At 58.8% G+C, this 15,035-nt stretch carries 17 protein-coding genes and 1 pseudogene; 4 read left to right on the top strand and 14 right to left on the bottom strand.

What is annotated here, in order from left to right; translation table 11 throughout:
* The first annotated feature begins 16 nt into the window (after window positions 1-16).
* The 4 genes from flgK (at window position 17) to CH74_RS14055 (ending at window position 4,318) form a co-directional block, all read left to right on the top strand.
* Window positions 17-1,060 carry a flagellar hook-associated protein FlgK gene (flgK, locus tag CH74_RS20080; protein ID WP_367379125.1) on the top strand — a complete coding sequence of 348 codons (1,044 nt, stop codon included), beginning with the start codon at window positions 17-19 and terminating at the stop codon, window positions 1,058-1,060.
* Window positions 988-1,683 (top strand): flagellar basal body rod C-terminal domain-containing protein, encoded by a 696-nt coding sequence (locus tag CH74_RS20085; RefSeq protein WP_367379126.1) that lies wholly within the window; start codon window positions 988-990, stop codon window positions 1,681-1,683. Before flgK ends, CH74_RS20085 begins: the two co-directional genes overlap by 73 nt.
* A 24-nt stretch (window positions 1,684-1,707) precedes the next feature.
* Window positions 1,708-2,919 (top strand): flagellar hook-associated protein FlgL, encoded by a 1,212-nt coding sequence (flgL, locus tag CH74_RS14050; protein ID WP_048308169.1) that lies wholly within the window; start codon window positions 1,708-1,710, stop codon window positions 2,917-2,919.
* 124 nt (window positions 2,920-3,043) lie between these two features.
* Window positions 3,044-4,318, top strand: coding sequence for an O-acetylhomoserine aminocarboxypropyltransferase/cysteine synthase family protein (locus tag CH74_RS14055; protein WP_048308170.1), 1,275 nt, complete (start codon window positions 3,044-3,046; stop codon window positions 4,316-4,318).
* A gap of 86 nt (window positions 4,319-4,404) precedes the next feature.
* On the opposite strand, the gene CH74_RS19030 is transcribed toward CH74_RS14055, so the two are convergent.
* The 14 genes and pseudogenes from CH74_RS19030 to fliG all read right to left on the bottom strand — a co-directional run.
* Window positions 4,405-4,935, bottom strand: a complete 531-nt coding sequence (locus CH74_RS19030; RefSeq protein ID WP_216594776.1) for a hypothetical protein — start codon at window positions 4,933-4,935, stop codon at window positions 4,405-4,407.
* Window positions 4,890-5,450, bottom strand: a complete 561-nt coding sequence (locus CH74_RS19035) for a hypothetical protein (RefSeq protein WP_216594777.1) — start codon at window positions 5,448-5,450, stop codon at window positions 4,890-4,892. Before CH74_RS19035 ends, CH74_RS19030 begins: the two co-directional genes overlap by 46 nt.
* A 214-nt stretch (window positions 5,451-5,664) precedes the next feature.
* Complete coding sequence (gene fliR / locus CH74_RS14065; protein ID WP_048308171.1) at window positions 5,665-6,456, bottom strand: flagellar biosynthetic protein FliR; 792 nt, start codon at window positions 6,454-6,456, stop codon at window positions 5,665-5,667.
* A gap of 1 nt (window position 6,457) precedes the next feature.
* A complete protein-coding gene (gene fliQ / locus CH74_RS14070; RefSeq protein ID WP_048308172.1) occupies window positions 6,458-6,727 on the bottom strand; it encodes a flagellar biosynthesis protein FliQ in 270 nt (89 codons plus the stop codon).
* 25 nt (window positions 6,728-6,752) lie between these two features.
* Complete coding sequence (gene fliP, locus CH74_RS14075; RefSeq protein ID WP_156181530.1) at window positions 6,753-7,463, bottom strand: flagellar type III secretion system pore protein FliP; 711 nt, start codon at window positions 7,461-7,463, stop codon at window positions 6,753-6,755.
* A 59-nt stretch (window positions 7,464-7,522) separates the two neighbouring features.
* The gene (gene fliO / locus CH74_RS14080; RefSeq protein WP_053070781.1) at window positions 7,523-8,023 is read right to left on the bottom strand and encodes a flagellar biosynthetic protein FliO; all 501 of its coding nucleotides are present in this window, start codon (window positions 8,021-8,023) and stop codon (window positions 7,523-7,525) included.
* Entirely contained in the window at window positions 8,020-8,613 is a 594-nt protein-coding gene (fliN, locus tag CH74_RS14085; protein WP_048308174.1) for a flagellar motor switch protein FliN, read from the bottom strand. The genes fliO and fliN overlap by 4 nt, the downstream gene beginning before the upstream one ends.
* On the bottom strand, window positions 8,606-9,646 hold the full coding sequence (gene fliM, locus CH74_RS14090; protein ID WP_048308175.1) for a flagellar motor switch protein FliM: 1,041 nt from the start codon (window positions 9,644-9,646) through the stop codon (window positions 8,606-8,608). The genes fliN and fliM overlap by 8 nt, the downstream gene beginning before the upstream one ends.
* Window positions 9,647-9,660: 14 nt before the next feature.
* Window positions 9,661-10,152, bottom strand: coding sequence for a flagellar basal body-associated protein FliL (gene fliL, locus CH74_RS14095; protein WP_048308176.1), 492 nt, complete (start codon window positions 10,150-10,152; stop codon window positions 9,661-9,663).
* 194 nt (window positions 10,153-10,346) lie between these two features.
* Complete coding sequence (locus CH74_RS17900; RefSeq protein WP_053070782.1) at window positions 10,347-11,705, bottom strand: flagellar hook-length control protein FliK; 1,359 nt, start codon at window positions 11,703-11,705, stop codon at window positions 10,347-10,349.
* Between the two features lie 14 nt (window positions 11,706-11,719).
* Window positions 11,720-12,190, bottom strand: a complete 471-nt coding sequence (gene fliJ / locus CH74_RS14105) for a flagellar export protein FliJ (RefSeq protein ID WP_048308177.1) — start codon at window positions 12,188-12,190, stop codon at window positions 11,720-11,722.
* Window positions 12,191-12,207: 17 nt separating this feature from the next.
* Window positions 12,208-13,616, bottom strand: a pseudogene (gene fliI, locus CH74_RS14110) (flagellar protein export ATPase FliI).
* On the bottom strand, window positions 13,613-14,350 hold the full coding sequence (gene fliH, locus CH74_RS14115) for a flagellar assembly protein FliH (RefSeq protein ID WP_048308178.1): 738 nt from the start codon (window positions 14,348-14,350) through the stop codon (window positions 13,613-13,615). The pseudogene fliI and the gene fliH overlap by 4 nt, the downstream one beginning before the upstream one ends.
* Window positions 14,343-15,035: flagellar motor switch protein FliG (fliG, locus tag CH74_RS14120; RefSeq protein ID WP_048308179.1), on the bottom strand; the 693-nt coding region annotated here is incomplete at its 5' end. The genes fliH and fliG, both read right to left, overlap by 8 nt.

The following is a 15,035-nucleotide window of genomic DNA, read 5'->3' on the forward strand; positions in this document are numbered from 1 at the left end:
AACTCGGAACGGATCCATGAGCCTCTTTTCCATCGGCCTTAGTGGCCTGAATACTGCCCAGACTGCTTTGCAGACCGCCGGCAGCAACGTCACCAACGTCTTTACTCCTGGCTATAACCGCCAGTTGACTCTGATTGGGGAAAACACCTTTGGTGGCGGTGTGCAGGTCAACGACGTGCAGCGTCAGTTCAACAAGTATGTTGCCGCCCAGCTCAATGCGGCGACTGGCAACAGTGCCGCCTTGAATGCCTACTCCAATCAGGTCAGCCAGATCGATAACCTGCTGGCGGATCGGGATGCGGGTCTGGCGCCGCTGATGCAGAAGTTTTTCTCTTCGCTGGAAGATCTGGCCGGGGCCCCCTCGGACCCCGCGGCACGCCAAGGCGTGATCGGCACAGCGGATACCCTCACGGCTCAGTTTCGCTCCTTCGATAGCTATCTGGACGACATGCAGTCCGGCATCAACGGCAACATTCGCGACGAAGTCACCCAGATCAACAACACCGCCAAACAGGTGGCCTCTCTCAATCGCGAAATCGCGCTTGCCAAGGCCAAGACCGGGGAGGCGCCCAACAGCCTGCTCAACCAGCGTGATCGTTTTGTCGCGGAGCTTAGCCAGCGCATCGGCGTCGATCTGGTCAATCAGGATGGCGACAGCTACAACCTGACCATCGGCAACGGCCAGCCCCTGGTAGCAGGTCGACAGAGCTTCAGCCTGGAGGCGGTTACCTCGCCCCTGGATCCATCGCGTACCGTGGTGGCCTACCGGGATGCCGGCGGCAACTTGATGTCTCTCGATGAATCGACGTTTGATAAGGGCGCCCTGGGCGGACTCATGACCTTCCGTCGCGAAACCTTGGACAAGACCCAGAACCAGATTGGTCAGATGGCGCTGGCACTCGCTACCGAGTTCAATGCTCAGCATGGCAAAGGGTTGGATCTAAACGGTGATCAGGGCGAAGACTTTTTCGATATCGGCTCAGCAGGGTGCTGCCGCATAACGACAACAACGGTAGCGGTATTACGGTCGAGGTCGCCTTTGTCGATAGTAGCAAGGTAAGTACCAGCGACTATGACGTGCGCTTCGAAGGGGCGGGATCGGCGGATATCGTCATCACGCGACGTGCTACCGGTGAAACCGTTGATGTTACTCGGGGTACGGATGCCAACGGCGACCCCACACTTGTGTTCGATGGCTTGCAGTTGACTTTGAAAGATGCCGGGACGAACCCGCTCAGTGAAGGGGATCGTTTCCAGATTCAGCCAACCCGGGATCTTGCCGGCATGATTTTTAATAAGATCAATGATACGTCCAAGATTGCCGCTGCAGAGGACTCCATTGATGGCCCCGGTGAAGGCCCTCTTTCATCTGGCGACAATCGTAATGCCCTGGCCCTGCAGAATCTGCAAAACCTCGACATCGTAGGCGGTAAGGCAAGTATCAGCGAAGCCTACGCGTCCATCGTCAGTGACGTGGGTAACCGCACCAACGTGGTCAAGGCGAATCTTTCAGCTCAGCAGGGGCTTGCAGAGCAGCTGACCGCGGTGCAGCAGTCCGAGTCCGGGGTGAACCTGGATGAAGAAGCCGCCAATCTTATTCGTTTTCAGAAGTATTACCAGGCTAACGCCAAGGTCATCGAGACCGGCAGCAACATGCTCGACGCCATCTTGAATTTACGTTGAGTATCATTTTTTTGAGGCGACACCATGCGTATTAGTACCGTCACCATGTTCGAGTCCGGCTTGACTTCCATGAACAGTCAGCAGGGCAAGTTAATGCATGTCGAGCAGCAGCTCGCCAGCGGGCGTCGGGTGGTCAACCCCTCCGACGACCCTCAGGCGGCGTCCCGGGCCGTGGGTGTATCCCAGTCCATGGCGGTGAGCCAGCAGTACGCGGATGCCCGCATTACCGCCGGCAACGCCCTCGCTCAGGAAGAGAGCGTGCTCAACAGCGTCAGCGATGGCATTGCCAGCGCCAAGACCCTGATCATCCAGGCCAGCAGCGATACGCTGAGCGATGCGGATCGCGCCTCCGTGGCGGCATCGCTCAAGGGCATCTATGAGAACCTTTTGGGTCTGGCCAATACCACCAACGGTAACGGCAACTACCTGTTCGGTGGCTACAAGGACGATGCGCCGCCCTTCGTCAAAGAGAGCGGCGGAGTTGCCTACAAGGGTGATCTTGGGGTGCGGGAGCAGCAGGTAGACTCCTCACGCAAGATGCCGGTAGGGGATAGCGGCAAGGCGATCTTCGAGAGCGTGCATAGTGGCGCGGGCTATGTGGCAACGGCCAAAAATGACGCTAGCGGCAATAACGGTAACGTGACCTTTACTGGCCCGACGCGAGTGGATGCCGCTGCAGCAGGATATGGTGATGAATATGAAATTAGCTTCAGCGATGACAAGCATTATACCGTCATCAACAAAACGACCAACTCTACAGTGATAGGACCTGGTGAAGAATATAAGGCCGGTGAAAGTCTAGAATTTGGCGGTATATCAATCACCCTCGAAGGCACGCCAGCGGCTACCGATACGATCACTATGGCCAAGGCCGAAGATCGCAGCGTCTTCTCCACCTTGGAAAACGCCATCAAGGCCCTCGACACCTCGGCTGAAACCCCAGCCGACAAGGCAGCTCGTCGCAATACGATGTCCACGGTCAGCCGCGAACTCGACAACAGCCTCGACAATGTCCTGACTGTGCGGGCCTCCGTGGGTGCACGACTCAACGAGCTCGATGTGCTGGATTCCGTGGGCGGCAACCGCTCGTTGAATTATGAATCGACCTTGTCGGACCTGGTGGATCTGGATTACGGTCGGGCAATCACCGACTACAAGATACGTCAGATCGGCTTGCAGGCGGCCCAGAAGGTGTTCACCGAGATTCAAGGAATGTCATTGTTCGATCGCTTGTGATCGATCGACCATAAAAGCATTCACCCTTTTGATGTCAGCCGGTTAAGCAGTCCGGCTGGCATTTTTTATTGAAATGTAGCCAAATCCATGGGTAACCAGTGATAACAATACCCAAGGAGACCCCATGAAGCCCGAAACGATAGCACTGCATCATGGCTACACCGCCGACAATCAACATGCGGTGGCGGTGCCCATTCATCAGACCACCTCTTTTTCCTTCGACAATGCCCAGCACGCGGCGGATCTTTTCGATCTCAAGGTCGAGGGCAACATCTATTCGCGCATCATGAACCCGACCTGCGCGGTGCTGGAGCAGCGTATCGCCGCCCTGGAAGGGGGTATCGCGGGGCTGGCGATGGCCTCGGGCATGGCGGCAATTACCGCGGCCATTCAGACCGTCGCCGAGACCGGTGACAACATCGTCTCCATCAGCGAGCTCTATGGCGGTACCTACAATCTGTTTGCCCACACCTTTCCGCGCCAGGGCATCCAGGTGCGCTTCACGGACAAGAACGATATTGCCAGCATCGAATCGCTGATCGACGAGCGCACCAAGGCAGTGTTCTGCGAAAGTATCGGCAACCCGTCCGGCGGCGTGGTGGACATTGCCGCGCTGGCGGAGGCGGCCCATCGCCACGGGGTACCGCTGATGGTGGACAACACCGTGGGCACACCGTTTTTGTGCCGCCCCATCGAACACGGCGCGGATGTCGTTATTCACTCGGCGACCAAGTATATCGGCGGTCATGGCACCACCGTGGGCGGGGTAATCGTGGATTCCGGTAAGTTCCCCTGGGCGGATCACGCCGAGCGGTTTGCGCTGCTCAACGAGCCGGATGTCTCCTATCACGGCATCAGCTATACAAAAGACGTGGGCGATGCCGCCTTCATTGCCCGGGCGCGGGTGGTGCCGCTACGTAACATGGGGGCGGCACTGTCTGCTCAGGCCGCCTGGCAGTTGCTTCAGGGGCTCGAGACATTGGCGCTGCGCATCGAGCGTATCAGCGAGAACACCCTCAAGGTGGCCCGCTATCTGGAAGAACATCCTCAGGTCAACTGGGTGAATTACGCTGGGCTTGAAAGCCACAAGGATCATGCCCTGGCCCAGCGCTACATGAACGGTCACGCCTCGGGCATCCTGAGCTTCGGCATTCAAGGCGGTCTGGAGGCGGGAGCGAAATTCTACGACGCGCTGCAACTGATTCTCCGGCTGGTCAACATTGGCGATGCCAAGACCTGTTCCTCGATCCCCGCGGCCACCACCCATCGTCAGCTCAACGAAAAAGAGCTCAAGTCTGCTGGTGTCAGCCCGGACATGGTGCGTCTGTCCATCGGCATCGAGCATATCGACGATATTATTTCCGATCTCGATCAGGCCATGGCGGCTTCGCAAGGCTGAGTGCTGGGCAAGGGTATTTGAATTTCCGATGTTCATGCGGCCGGCATCGAATTTGCCAGTCTTGCAATCTTAATCGGTCTTCAGTTTCAAGGGGCGTTACGATATTCGTCTTGCAGGGAGATCAGCCAGTCAGCCATACCGCTGTCTTCTAACGTATACGCCCCTCGCCCCGATCGCCAGATGATGCCCTTTTCGCGTAGCGCTTCCAACGCAGCCTGAATGGACTGGGCTGTCGGTGTAATATCGCTCCCCAAGGCGCGCGCAATTTTCGCGATTTCTTGAATCGTCTTCTCGGCGAAGGGAGCCAAAGGACGCTGATCGGTGCAACGGATTGCCATGATTTCGAGTACGGCCTTCTGAATGGTACTCAGCAAGGCATATTCCCCCTCATATTCAGCCCAAAAGCTGGCTTGTACATTTAAGGCGCCTTTTGCCAGAAGCTCGCCCAGATTTGGCGCTTGTCCAAGCTCCAGTGCTACCTGTCTCACGATTGTCCAGAGTAATTCTGGGCGGTGGCCAACAGTCCTGAAAGCTTCCATGACATCTTCTGTTCTGAAGCCATTGTCCGCTGCTAGACGGTCGTTGACATGAGCGGTAAAGGCCTTGACAAAATCCATGCCGAGTAATGGAAAGGGGGTGATTTGGGCGCCAAAAACGGCTGTTTGCGGTTGAGCACCAACTGGGCAAGCTTGTCTCGACTAGAGCCGGTAAAGATCAGGCGCAACCTTGGCGTATCCGTGCCAAGAGTCATTGCATCCCGTGCGGCCTTGAGCGCATACATGCTATTGATCCCCGCTGAGGTATCAAGCGCATGCTGTGCTTCATCGACAATCAACACGATCATTCGACCTGCCGCGGCGTACAGTAGCTGCAGCGCTTCTGTCAGAGTCGAGCCTTCGGGCAACTTGCCTGAGTTCGAGCTCCAACTGACCTCGATAGTCTGCAACAGACCAATCTGGTCAATTCCGGCGGTTCTCAACAACTTCTTGATCTGGCTTTCTTGAGCCTGAAGTGCCTGTACTATCGCGCTCTCGATTAACTGGCCTGTATCAATGAGCTGGTTTGCCCATAGGTCGACATAGACCGGTAGCCAATTTCGCTGTAAGCAAATTGGCATGAGATCGTTTTTCAAGAAGGTGCTTTTGCCGGTGCGTCTGGGTGCAGCAAGGAACAAGCCGGAGCTATAGTCTTCCAGCCCTTCACCGGAAAAACCGGCAACGATGGACCGACATGTTTTATACTCAATTATTAATTTCAGGATATTTTATACTTAAAATAATAAAAGACTATAAATAGCGCTAGATAACGTTCTACCTTTTCGAGCTATAAAAAGACATGGGTGACACTCAGCCAAGCGGCGCCATTACGGCGATCAACTCCTGCATGAACATGAAGCCGCGAGAGAACAGGCCTTCCAGATAGCGCCCCAGGTCCAGCATCAGCACCATCAGCAAAATCAGCCCTACGGTGAGGGTCATTGGGAAGCCGATGGAGAAGATGGTCAGCTGCGGCGCGGCGCGATTGAGGATGCCTAGCGATAGATTAATGATCAAAAGCGAGGCCACCACCGGCAGCGAAAGCAGGAGCCCTGCAGAGAAGATGGTGCTACCGTAGCGGGCCAGCAGTTCGAAGGCATCCGGGTTGAAGCCGCCCATGCCGATGGGCAGGGTGGTGAAGGAGTTGGCCAGAATCTCGATCACGATCAAATGACCGTTGAAGGCCAGCAGCATCAGCAACGTGATCATATAAAGAAAGCGCGACAGCACCATGGTGTTCGCGCCGGTATCCGGCGAGAAGAAGGTGGCAAAGGCCAGGCCCATCTGCAAGCCGATGTATTCACCGGCAGCCATGGCCACCGCCAGCACGACCCGCATGACCAGCCCGATGGCGATACCGATCAGCATCTGCTCCACCATGATGCCCAGGCTCGCCCAGGAGACGATGGGCACCGCGGGCAAGGGCGGCAGGGTCGGTGAGATCACGATGGCTAGCGCCAGGGCCAGACCGATCTTTGCTTGGCGCGGCACGCTGGAATGGCCCCAGAGCGGGGCGGCCATGAGAAAGGCGGTCAGACGCACGAAAGGCCAGAAAAAGGCGACAAGCCAGCCCTGGAGCTGATCGAAGGTAACCTCGACCATGTCAGCCCAGCATCAATGGAATGTTGCGAAACAGATCGATGGTGAAATGCGTGATCAACTGGATCAGCCAGGGACCAGTTAGTACCAGTGCACCGAATACACCCAAAATCTTGGGTATGAAAGACAGGGTCATTTCGTTGATCTGGGTGGCGGCCTGGAAAAGACTCACCAGCAGGCCGATGAACAATGCCGTGAGCAGCAGCGGTCCGGCCAGAAACAGCGTTACCTTCATGCCTTGGTAGGCCGTGCTCATTACCATTTCCGGCGTCATGCATCACCTCGCAATAGAAAAGACATCAGATGTAAAAGCTTTCGGCCAGGGAGCCGATCAGCAGCTGCCAGCCATCCACCAGCACGAACAGCATCAGCTTGAAGGGTAGCGAAATAGTCGCCGGTGGCACCATCATCATGCCCAGGGCCATCAGCACGCTTGCCACCACCAGGTCGATGATCAGAAACGGGATGAAGATGGTGAAGCCGATCTGAAACGCCGTCTTGAGCTCGCTGGTCACAAACGCCGGCAGCAGCACCCGCATGGGTACGTCCTCAGGGCCCTGGAAGGTACCCGCTTCCGCCAGGCGCGCGAACAGCGCGATATCCGGCTCCCGGGTCTGGCCCATCATGAATTCACGAAACGGCTCGCTGCCCAGGCGCAGAAACTCATCGAAGTTGATCTGATCCGCGGAGAAGGGCTGCCAGGCGACTTCGTATACCTGATTGATCACCGGGGACATGACGAAGAAGGTCAGGAACAGGGCCAGGCCAAGCAATACTTGATTGGGTGGCGCGGACTGGGTACCCATGGCGGTACGCAGAAGGCCCAGCACGATGATGATACGAGTGAAGCCGGTCATCATCAGCAGAAGGGCCGGCAGAAATGCCATGGAGCTGAGCAGCAATAGCGTCTGCAGGCTCAGTGACCACTGTTGGCCGCCGTCCGCCAGGGGCTGACTGATCATGCCGGGAATCGACGGCTGGGCCCAGCTCTGCTGGGGCCAGACAAGCATCAGGGCAATGAACAGCGGCAGGGCAAGCAAGCGGGGCAGCAGCAGTACGGGGATGGACTTCATGCGTCGCCTCCAGGCTTGCGATTTGCCCCAGTGAAGCGCTGTTTGGTGTTGTGACGCAGCGCCGAGGCAAAGCGGGTAGCGAAGCTATCGTTGCCTTGCCCAGAGGCGGTAGACATGGCCTCACTTGCAATCTCTTCTTCCGGCGCCGGCATCTGATGCAGCTGGGTGACCTGACCGCCGCCTACCCCAAGCACCAGCCAGGTGCCTTTCACATCGACGATGACCACCCGCTCACGCTGGCCCACGGCAGTGCTGGCCACCATTCTCAGGTGCTGACCGCTGCCCTTGCGTCCTGGTCCCACCCGCTTTAAAAGCGCACTGCAAAGCAGGATGATAGCGATGACCACCGCCAGAGCCAGAGCGGTCTTGCCCAGGGTCGCCAGGCCGATCAAGGCATCGCTCTGAGCGCCGCTGACCGTCTCCGCGACGCCCTGGGTCGTGCTGGAGAGGGGCGTACTGGAGAGAGTCGCACTGGAGGAAGCAGGAATCTGACTCATCGGTTGAGCTTCTGTACCCGTTCGGAGGGGGTGATGATCTCGGTGATACGGATGCCGTATTTGTCGTCCACCACCACGACTTCACCCTGAGCGATCAGATAGCCGTTGATCAGAATATCCATGGGCTCACCGGCCAGGCCATCAAGCTCGATTACCGAGCCCTGGGCCAGTTCCAGCAGTTGCTTGATGGTGATACGGGTACGGCCCAGCTCCACGGTCAGCTTGACCGGGATGTCCATGATCATTTCCAGATCCCGTACGGCACCGCTGCTCATGGCATTGTTCAAGGGCTTGAATACCTGATCGCCGGCGGCGGTGGCCGGGGCGGAATCGTTGCTCTGGGGCGTCTCGAACTCGTCTTCCGGCTCGACTTCTCCTTGTTCGGCAAAGGCCGCTGCCCAAGGGTCGTCTTCCTCTGTTGACGCATCGCTGTCGGACTGCCCGTCTGCCTCGGCGGTTTCCTGCTCCGCCATGGCTTCAGCCCAGGGATCGTCGGTGCTGTTCTGTTCGAGATCGTTTTGATCAGGATTGCTCTCGTCGGAGGCGCTCTGATCGGGGTTGCGCTTGTCGGGGTTTTGGGGGTCAGTCATTGTCGGTTTCCTTGATGCCTGGCGTCAGACCGAGGGCGAACTTGTTAGTGGGGGCGACATGGTCGATCAGTTGGCGCACGCGCAGGGCGCGTTGACCACTCTGACTGCCGAATTCACAGTTCATGACCGGCACGCCATCGACGCGAGCCGGTACGATATCGGGCAGCTCGATAGGCAGGACGTCGCCCATCTTCAGCGACATGACCTGGCTGATGCTGGCGGCGATTTCCACGAAATCCGCTACCAGCTCGACCTGAGAATGCTTGATTTCACCGGCCATGCGCTGACCCCACTGACGATCCTCGTCCGCATTGTTATCGGTGAGAGGGCCGGAAAGGCGTTCACGCATCGGCTCGATCATCGAGTAGGGCATGCAGATCTGAAAATCGCTGGCGAGGCTGCCGACTTCCAGATGAAAAGTGCTGGTGACGACGATCTCGTTGGGTGAGCTTGTGATGTTGGCAAAGCGCACCTGCATCTCCGAGCGCACATAGTCGATTTCCAGGGGGAATACCGATTTCCAGGCATCCTGATAGGAGTCGATGGCCAGATGCAGCAGGCGCTGAATGATGCGCTGTTCGGTATGGGTGAACTCCCGCCCTTCGGATTTGGTCAGAAAGCGTCCGTCGCCACCGAACAGGTTGTCCACCACCATGAACACCAGGTTGGGGGGAAACACCACCAGGGCGGTGCCTCTGAGCGGTTTCATGGTGATCAAATTGACGTTGGTAGGTACCGGCAGATGCCGCGAAAAATCGCTGTAGCTCTGGTAGCGCACGCTCTCCACGGTGATATCGGCGCTGCGCCGCAGGAGGTTGAAAAGACTCATGCGGAACTGACGGGCAAAGCGCTCGTTGATGATATCCAGCGCATGCAGGCGCTCGCGGATGATGCGGTGCTGGGTCGCCGGATCGTAGGGGCGAATACGCGATGCCGTCGATGAATCGCCGCCATCGCCGGCTTCTTCTTCGCCACTGACGCCCTTGAGGAGGGCGTCTATCTCATCCTGGGAAAGCAGATCGTCTTGAGACATGGTGTCCCTTGTCCCTATTGCACGATGAAGTCGGTATAGAGCACGTCGTCGATCGCAAGCTCCGGCTGGGGATCGCTGAACGGCTCATCGAAAAGCGCCAGAATCTTGCCGACCAGTGCTTCCTTGCCCGCGGGGCGGGTCAGCTCTTCTGCATACTGATCGGAAAGTAAAAGCAGAAGCCGGCTGCGAAGCTGGGGCATGTTCTGTGCGATCAGGCTGGCGGTCTCTTCGTTACCCACCTTGAAAGACAGGCCGATATAGAGAAGGCGCTGCTCGTAGTTTTCGCTTTGCACATTGACCGTGAACGGCGAGACGGTCGCGAAGATAGGCGCCGCTGCAACAACGGCTTCCGCTTCTTCTGGCGCGCTCTCGTCGGCGTTTACCGGGTTGTTCAAATCCAGCAGGTAGTAGACCCCCGCGGAACTTGCCATCGAGATCGCGATGATCACGATGCCGAGGAGCCACCAGGGCTTCCCGCCTTTTTTGTCAGATTGATTCTTGGCCATTGTGAGTGTTCGCCGTCGTTGATCGATGATTGCAAGAGGATTATGGCGGCAGCAGGGGACTTGATATGGATGGAAAAGGCCGCCGATAGGTACTCAACTCAGGGTTTTGAGCTGATGACTGACAGGTGTTATCGGCAAAACGCCCGGGTCGTTGAGCACGAACCGGGCGTGGAATGAAGGAAAAGCTTGATAGCCTAGGCGTAGAGGTTGACTCGGCCGTCCATGACGATGTTCTGAGGTGTCATGACCAATGATTCCGAGTCATCGCCGGCGCCGGGCCCCGAGGACGAACCTGCAAGCAAAGCGTCCCCACGTTCACTGGACTGCTCACCGTCACGCGGTTGATTGTGCTGGCCCACCATGGCTTCCCCCAGTTGAATGCCATTTTCAGCCAAGGCTTCACGCAGCTGCGGAATGGCCTGTTCGATCGCCGCGCGCACATGCGGATTGGCGGAGGAGAACTGAGCCTGGGCCAGCTGGTCGTCCATCTTCAGGCTGATGCTCACCGGCCCCAGATCCGCCGGATGCAGATGAAGCTCGACGCGCTGATTGCCGCGCTGATGCATCGACACTAGCTGCTGGCCAAGCCCCTGCTGCCATTGAGCGGAAGCCAGCGGTGCGCTCAGGGTTGCCTGGGTGATGCCCTGAGTCTGACCGGCGATTTGCGAAGAGGCGCCGGTCGCACCCGATCCCGCTGTTAACACCCCTTGACCAGCGAGCATATCCGAGCCGCGACCATTGAAGCCTTCGCCGCCAGCGTTAGCAGCCACCGCCTCGATGAAAGAGCCGGTCGCGCCAACGTTACCAGGCGTTCCGCTCTGCTCGGCGGTGGTCATCATGTTCTGCTGAGTCAACGTGCTGGCCTGACCCTGGGCTGCCAATGTCTGATGACGCAGGGCACCGCTGTCCGCCAGACGGGTAGACGTTCCCTTATCGCCAAGTTTATCCAGCGGTGACAAAGCCTGCTCGCCTTGGGCTGCGGCCAATAGGGTGGCGGGCTGTTGGGCTTGAGTCGGCTGAGCCGTTGCATCGCCGCGCTGGGCCTGGGCAATGAGTTCCAGACGCTGGCGGATGGAGTCGAGCCCGAATGTTGCACTCGAAGTCTTGGATAGCGCCGCTCCGGATTGATCGACCTGTGCGCTGCCTTGTAGAGCACTGGCCTGGGTTTGAACGGTGCTTCCTGCCAGAGCGGCGATCTGCTGGGCGAGCGGCGTCATTTCCGGCGTCAGCTGGGCATTGTCGGTCAATGAAGCAAGCATCGATGCCTCTTCATTGGAGAGTTCGACCCCGGCGTCGAGCTTGTCCAGAAGCTTGCCGAGGGAGGCATCGCCGTTTGTGCCAGAAAGTTCTTTCGAGGAGGCGCCGCCCGAGACAAGCGCTGCTGCTGAAGCCGTGTCCGAGTCTGTCCCGGAAGAGGGCTTGGCGCTCTGGCCGGCTTTTTGATAGAGCTGAGCGAACCTGGTACCGCCACCGGATTCGCTCTTGGCATTCTGGGCCAAGGGGGAGCTTTTTTGAGTCGTCCCTTGGGTCGCTAGCAGTTGTGAAATTTCCATGAAGCTAAGCCTCCTCAGTGGCTTGAACCGGAGTGTTCTTGTTGGGCCTGACGCCTAAACCGCATGCCGGCGCTCATTTCATCCGCCATGCGCTGCTCCCGGCGGCCAACGCGCTGGCGTTCGGCAGTGTCACGACGATCCACCAGAGTGTCGTAGGCGGAAAGCCGGCGCTGTTCTGTTTGCCAGCGCAGCTGGCCTTGAGTCAGCTGTGCCTCCCGCTCGGAAAGCGCCTGGCGGGAGCGGGCGATGGCATCGTCGAGGGAGCGCAGAAACTGCTGATAGTTGCTCCAGCTGGCGGGGCCGATACCGGATTCCATGGTGTTCTGAAGCTTCTGACGATACTCGTGGCGATACTGCAAGAGCGTATCGAGCTGAGCCTTGGCTTCCTGTTGCGCACGACGCAAGCCACTGAGTTCGACCCCGGCGTTGTCTCGGGAATCCCGAGCCAGGGTGATCAAGGTGTCCAGCGGTGACGATGTCGCCATAGGTGTTTTTCCTTTCTTCAAACCGGTAGCAGAAGATCGAGAGCGTGGTGCGTCTGTGTTATATCGGCACGTTCATCGATTCTCTGTTGTAAAAATTGCTCCAACTTTGGTTGCATCATCACCGCTTGATCGAGCTGGGGATCGTGCCCTGGCGTATAGGCGCCGACACTGATCAGGTCCTGGTTGCGCTGATAGCGGGACATCATCTGCTTGAAATACTGTGATTGGCGCTGCTGCTCATTGCTGACAATGGCGGTCATGGCGCGACTGATCGAGGCTTCGATATCGATGGCCGGGTAGTGGCCACTTTCCGCCAGGGAGCGAGACAGCACGATATGGCCATCCAGGATTGCCCGGGCGGAATCCGCGATCGGGTCCTGCTGGTCATCGCCTTCCGTGAGCACCGTGTAAAATGCCGTGATCGAACCGCCGCCCTTCATGCCGTTACCGGCACGCTCCACCAGACCCGGAAGCTTGGCGAATACGGAGGGCGGATAGCCCTTGGTAGCCGGCGGCTCGCCGATGGCAAGCGCAATCTCGCGCTGGGCCATGGCGTAACGGGTCAATGAATCCATGATCAGCAATACATCTTGCCCCGCATCGCGAAAGCCCTCCGCCAAGCGGGTGGCATAAGCCGCTCCTTGAAGACGCTGCAGTGCCGAGGTATCCGCCGGGGCGGCGACCACTACGGCGCGCCTTCGCCCCTCGCGCCGAGGATGTTGTTGATGAAGTCCTGTACTTCCCGGCCCCGTTCGCCGATCAGCCCCACCACGATCACATCCGCCTTGGTGAAGCGGGCCATCATGCCCAGCAGCACGGATTTACCTACGCCGGAGCCGGCAAACAGCCCCATGCGCTGGCCTCGACCGACGCTGAGCAAGCCATTGATGGCGCGAATGCCCACATCGATTTGCGTTTCGATAGGCGCTCGCGCCATGGGATTGAGTGGCGTGGACGCCAGGGGCGCGTGAGGCGCATCCGTCAAGGGTTCCAGGCCATCCAGGGGCCGACCGTTGCCATCCACCACGCGACCCAGCAGGCTTTCACCCAAGGGAAAACGCCGAGCGCTGCTGCCCGAGCCGCCTTCCCCAAGCGGGAATACTCGTGCGCCGGGAAGCAGACCGCTGATCTCTTCCAAGGGCATCAGAAACAGCTTTTCCCCGGAAAACCCCACGACCTCCGCTTCCGCAAAGCGTTCGCTATCCGAGAGCGTCGTGGGTGTCGAGGAGGGTGGCGAAATCTCGATGCGACAGGCGCTGCCCAAGGGCACCCGCAAACCGATCGCTTCGAGTACCAGACCGGTCGCCCGCACGATACGGCCACTGGTGCGATAAGGGGGAATGGTCTGTACGCGCCGCTGAACTCCGTCGATGGCATTCTGCCAATGCTTTTTATGTGTGTTGATGGACTCCACGGCGGCGCTCATGAGGCGTCTCCCGAGGTGGCATCCTTGTTGTGACGACGACGCACCTTGCTGACCACGGCCTCCCAACGGGATTCGAAGGTAGCATCGAGCTCGCCGCTGGCGCTGGTCGCCCGGCAGCCGCCCTGGGTAATCATGTCGTCCGGCTGCAGCTGCCAGCCCGCCGCGTCGAACTCCGCCCCCAGCTGCGCCTTGACCAGCAGCAGATCCTTTGGATGCAGCCATAGCCGAGGACGACCGGAAAGTGCCGGCTCTACATGAAGCAGTTCCCGCACGATGGCGAGTATCTGTTCCGGCCTTTCCTCTAACGCTTCGCCTGCAAGTTGACGACCGGTGGTCAAGGCAAGATCCGCCAGCCGCTCGGCGATTTCGTCATCGAGGCTCGAAAGGGCGTCTTGAAACTGTTGCGCCAGGGAGAGCAGGGGGGCCAGGGTCTGCTCGATCTGGCGCTGCAGCTCCTGCTCACCGGTCTGGCGGCCTTCTTCCAAGCCCTGCTCGAAACCCGCCTGCTTGCCCTGTTCCAGGCCTTCCGCGTAGGCCGCATCGAATGCTTCCTGGCGGGCCTTCTTGCGCTCGGCGTCGAGTTCGGCGCTGCGGCGCAGGGCCTGCTGACGAATCGCGTTCTGACGGGAGTTCTCGCGGGAGGCCTTGGCCTGCTGCAGCGTATCCAGCTCATCCATCTGCCAGCGACGCCAATCGTCGCTGTCCCGGGTTGGCGTGCCGGCCCGATCAGACATAGCTGTCGTCTCCACCGCTCAGCACGATCTCGCCGTTTTCCGCCAGGCGGCGTACCACCAGCAGAATGGCCTTCTGCTCGTTCTCCACCTGAGAGACCCGGATCGGACCGCGAGCCTCGAGATCCTCCGTCAACAGCTGGGCCGCACGCTGAGACATGTTGGAGGTGAACTTCTCTACCAGCTCGCTTGGTGCCCCCTTGAGCGCCACCACCAGGGAGTTGGTATCGATCTCCTTGAGGATGAGCTGAATGCCGCGGCTGTCGATATCGACGATATTCTCGAACAGGAACATCTCGTCGATGATCTTCTGGGCAAGCTCTTCGCTGTGAGCGCGCACGTTCTCGATGATGGCCTCTTCCTGAGCCGTGTTCATCAGGTTGAGGATCTCCGCTGCGGTTCTTGCGCCACCCATCTTGCTGCGCTTGAGATTCTGGCCGTCCAGCATACCGCCCAGCACTTCCGTCAGTTCCTGCAGGGCCGCAGGCTGCACGCCGCTGAAGGTCGCGATGCGCAGCACCACGTCGTTGCGCTGCTTTTCGTTGAACAGCTCGAGAATGTCCGCCGCCTGATGGCGCTCGAGGTGCACCAGAATGGTGGCAATGATCTGAGGATGCTCGTCCCGGATCAGCTCCGCCACCATGGAGGCTTCCATCAGGTTGAGCGAATCGATACCGGAATTGGCGCC

Source organism: Halomonas sp. PR-M31, assembly GCF_001039575.1.
Classification (GTDB): domain Bacteria; phylum Pseudomonadota; class Gammaproteobacteria; order Pseudomonadales; family Halomonadaceae; genus Modicisalibacter.

Excerpts from the sequence above, each read along its gene's own strand:
- fliP (WP_156181530.1), bottom strand. The coding sequence starts at position 7,463 with ATGCTTGTCTGGCCCCAGCAGAGCTGGGCCCAGCCGTCGATTCCCGGC.
- fliO (WP_053070781.1), bottom strand. The coding sequence starts at position 8,023 with ATGAGTCAGATTCCTGCTTCCTCCAGTGCGACTCTCTCCAGTACGCCC.
- fliN (WP_048308174.1), bottom strand. The coding sequence starts at position 8,613 with ATGACTGACCCCCAAAACCCCGACAAGCGCAACCCCGATCAGAGCGCC.
- flgK (WP_367379125.1), top strand. The coding sequence starts at position 17 with ATGAGCCTCTTTTCCATCGGCCTTAGTGGCCTGAATACTGCCCAGACT.
- CH74_RS17900 (WP_053070782.1), bottom strand. The coding sequence starts at position 11,705 with ATGGAAATTTCACAACTGCTAGCGACCCAAGGGACGACTCAAAAAAGC.
- CH74_RS19030 (WP_216594776.1), bottom strand. The coding sequence starts at position 4,935 with ATGGATTTTGTCAAGGCCTTTACCGCTCATGTCAACGACCGTCTAGCA.
- CH74_RS14055 (WP_048308170.1), top strand. The coding sequence starts at position 3,044 with ATGAAGCCCGAAACGATAGCACTGCATCATGGCTACACCGCCGACAAT.
- fliQ (WP_048308172.1), bottom strand. The coding sequence starts at position 6,727 with ATGACGCCGGAAATGGTAATGAGCACGGCCTACCAAGGCATGAAGGTA.
- flgL (WP_048308169.1), top strand. The coding sequence starts at position 1,708 with ATGCGTATTAGTACCGTCACCATGTTCGAGTCCGGCTTGACTTCCATG.
- fliL (WP_048308176.1), bottom strand. The coding sequence starts at position 10,152 with ATGGCCAAGAATCAATCTGACAAAAAAGGCGGGAAGCCCTGGTGGCTC.
- fliH (WP_048308178.1), bottom strand. The coding sequence starts at position 14,350 with ATGTCTGATCGGGCCGGCACGCCAACCCGGGACAGCGACGATTGGCGT.
- fliR (WP_048308171.1), bottom strand. The coding sequence starts at position 6,456 with ATGGTCGAGGTTACCTTCGATCAGCTCCAGGGCTGGCTTGTCGCCTTT.
- fliJ (WP_048308177.1), bottom strand. The coding sequence starts at position 12,190 with ATGGCGACATCGTCACCGCTGGACACCTTGATCACCCTGGCTCGGGAT.
- fliM (WP_048308175.1), bottom strand. The coding sequence starts at position 9,646 with ATGTCTCAAGACGATCTGCTTTCCCAGGATGAGATAGACGCCCTCCTC.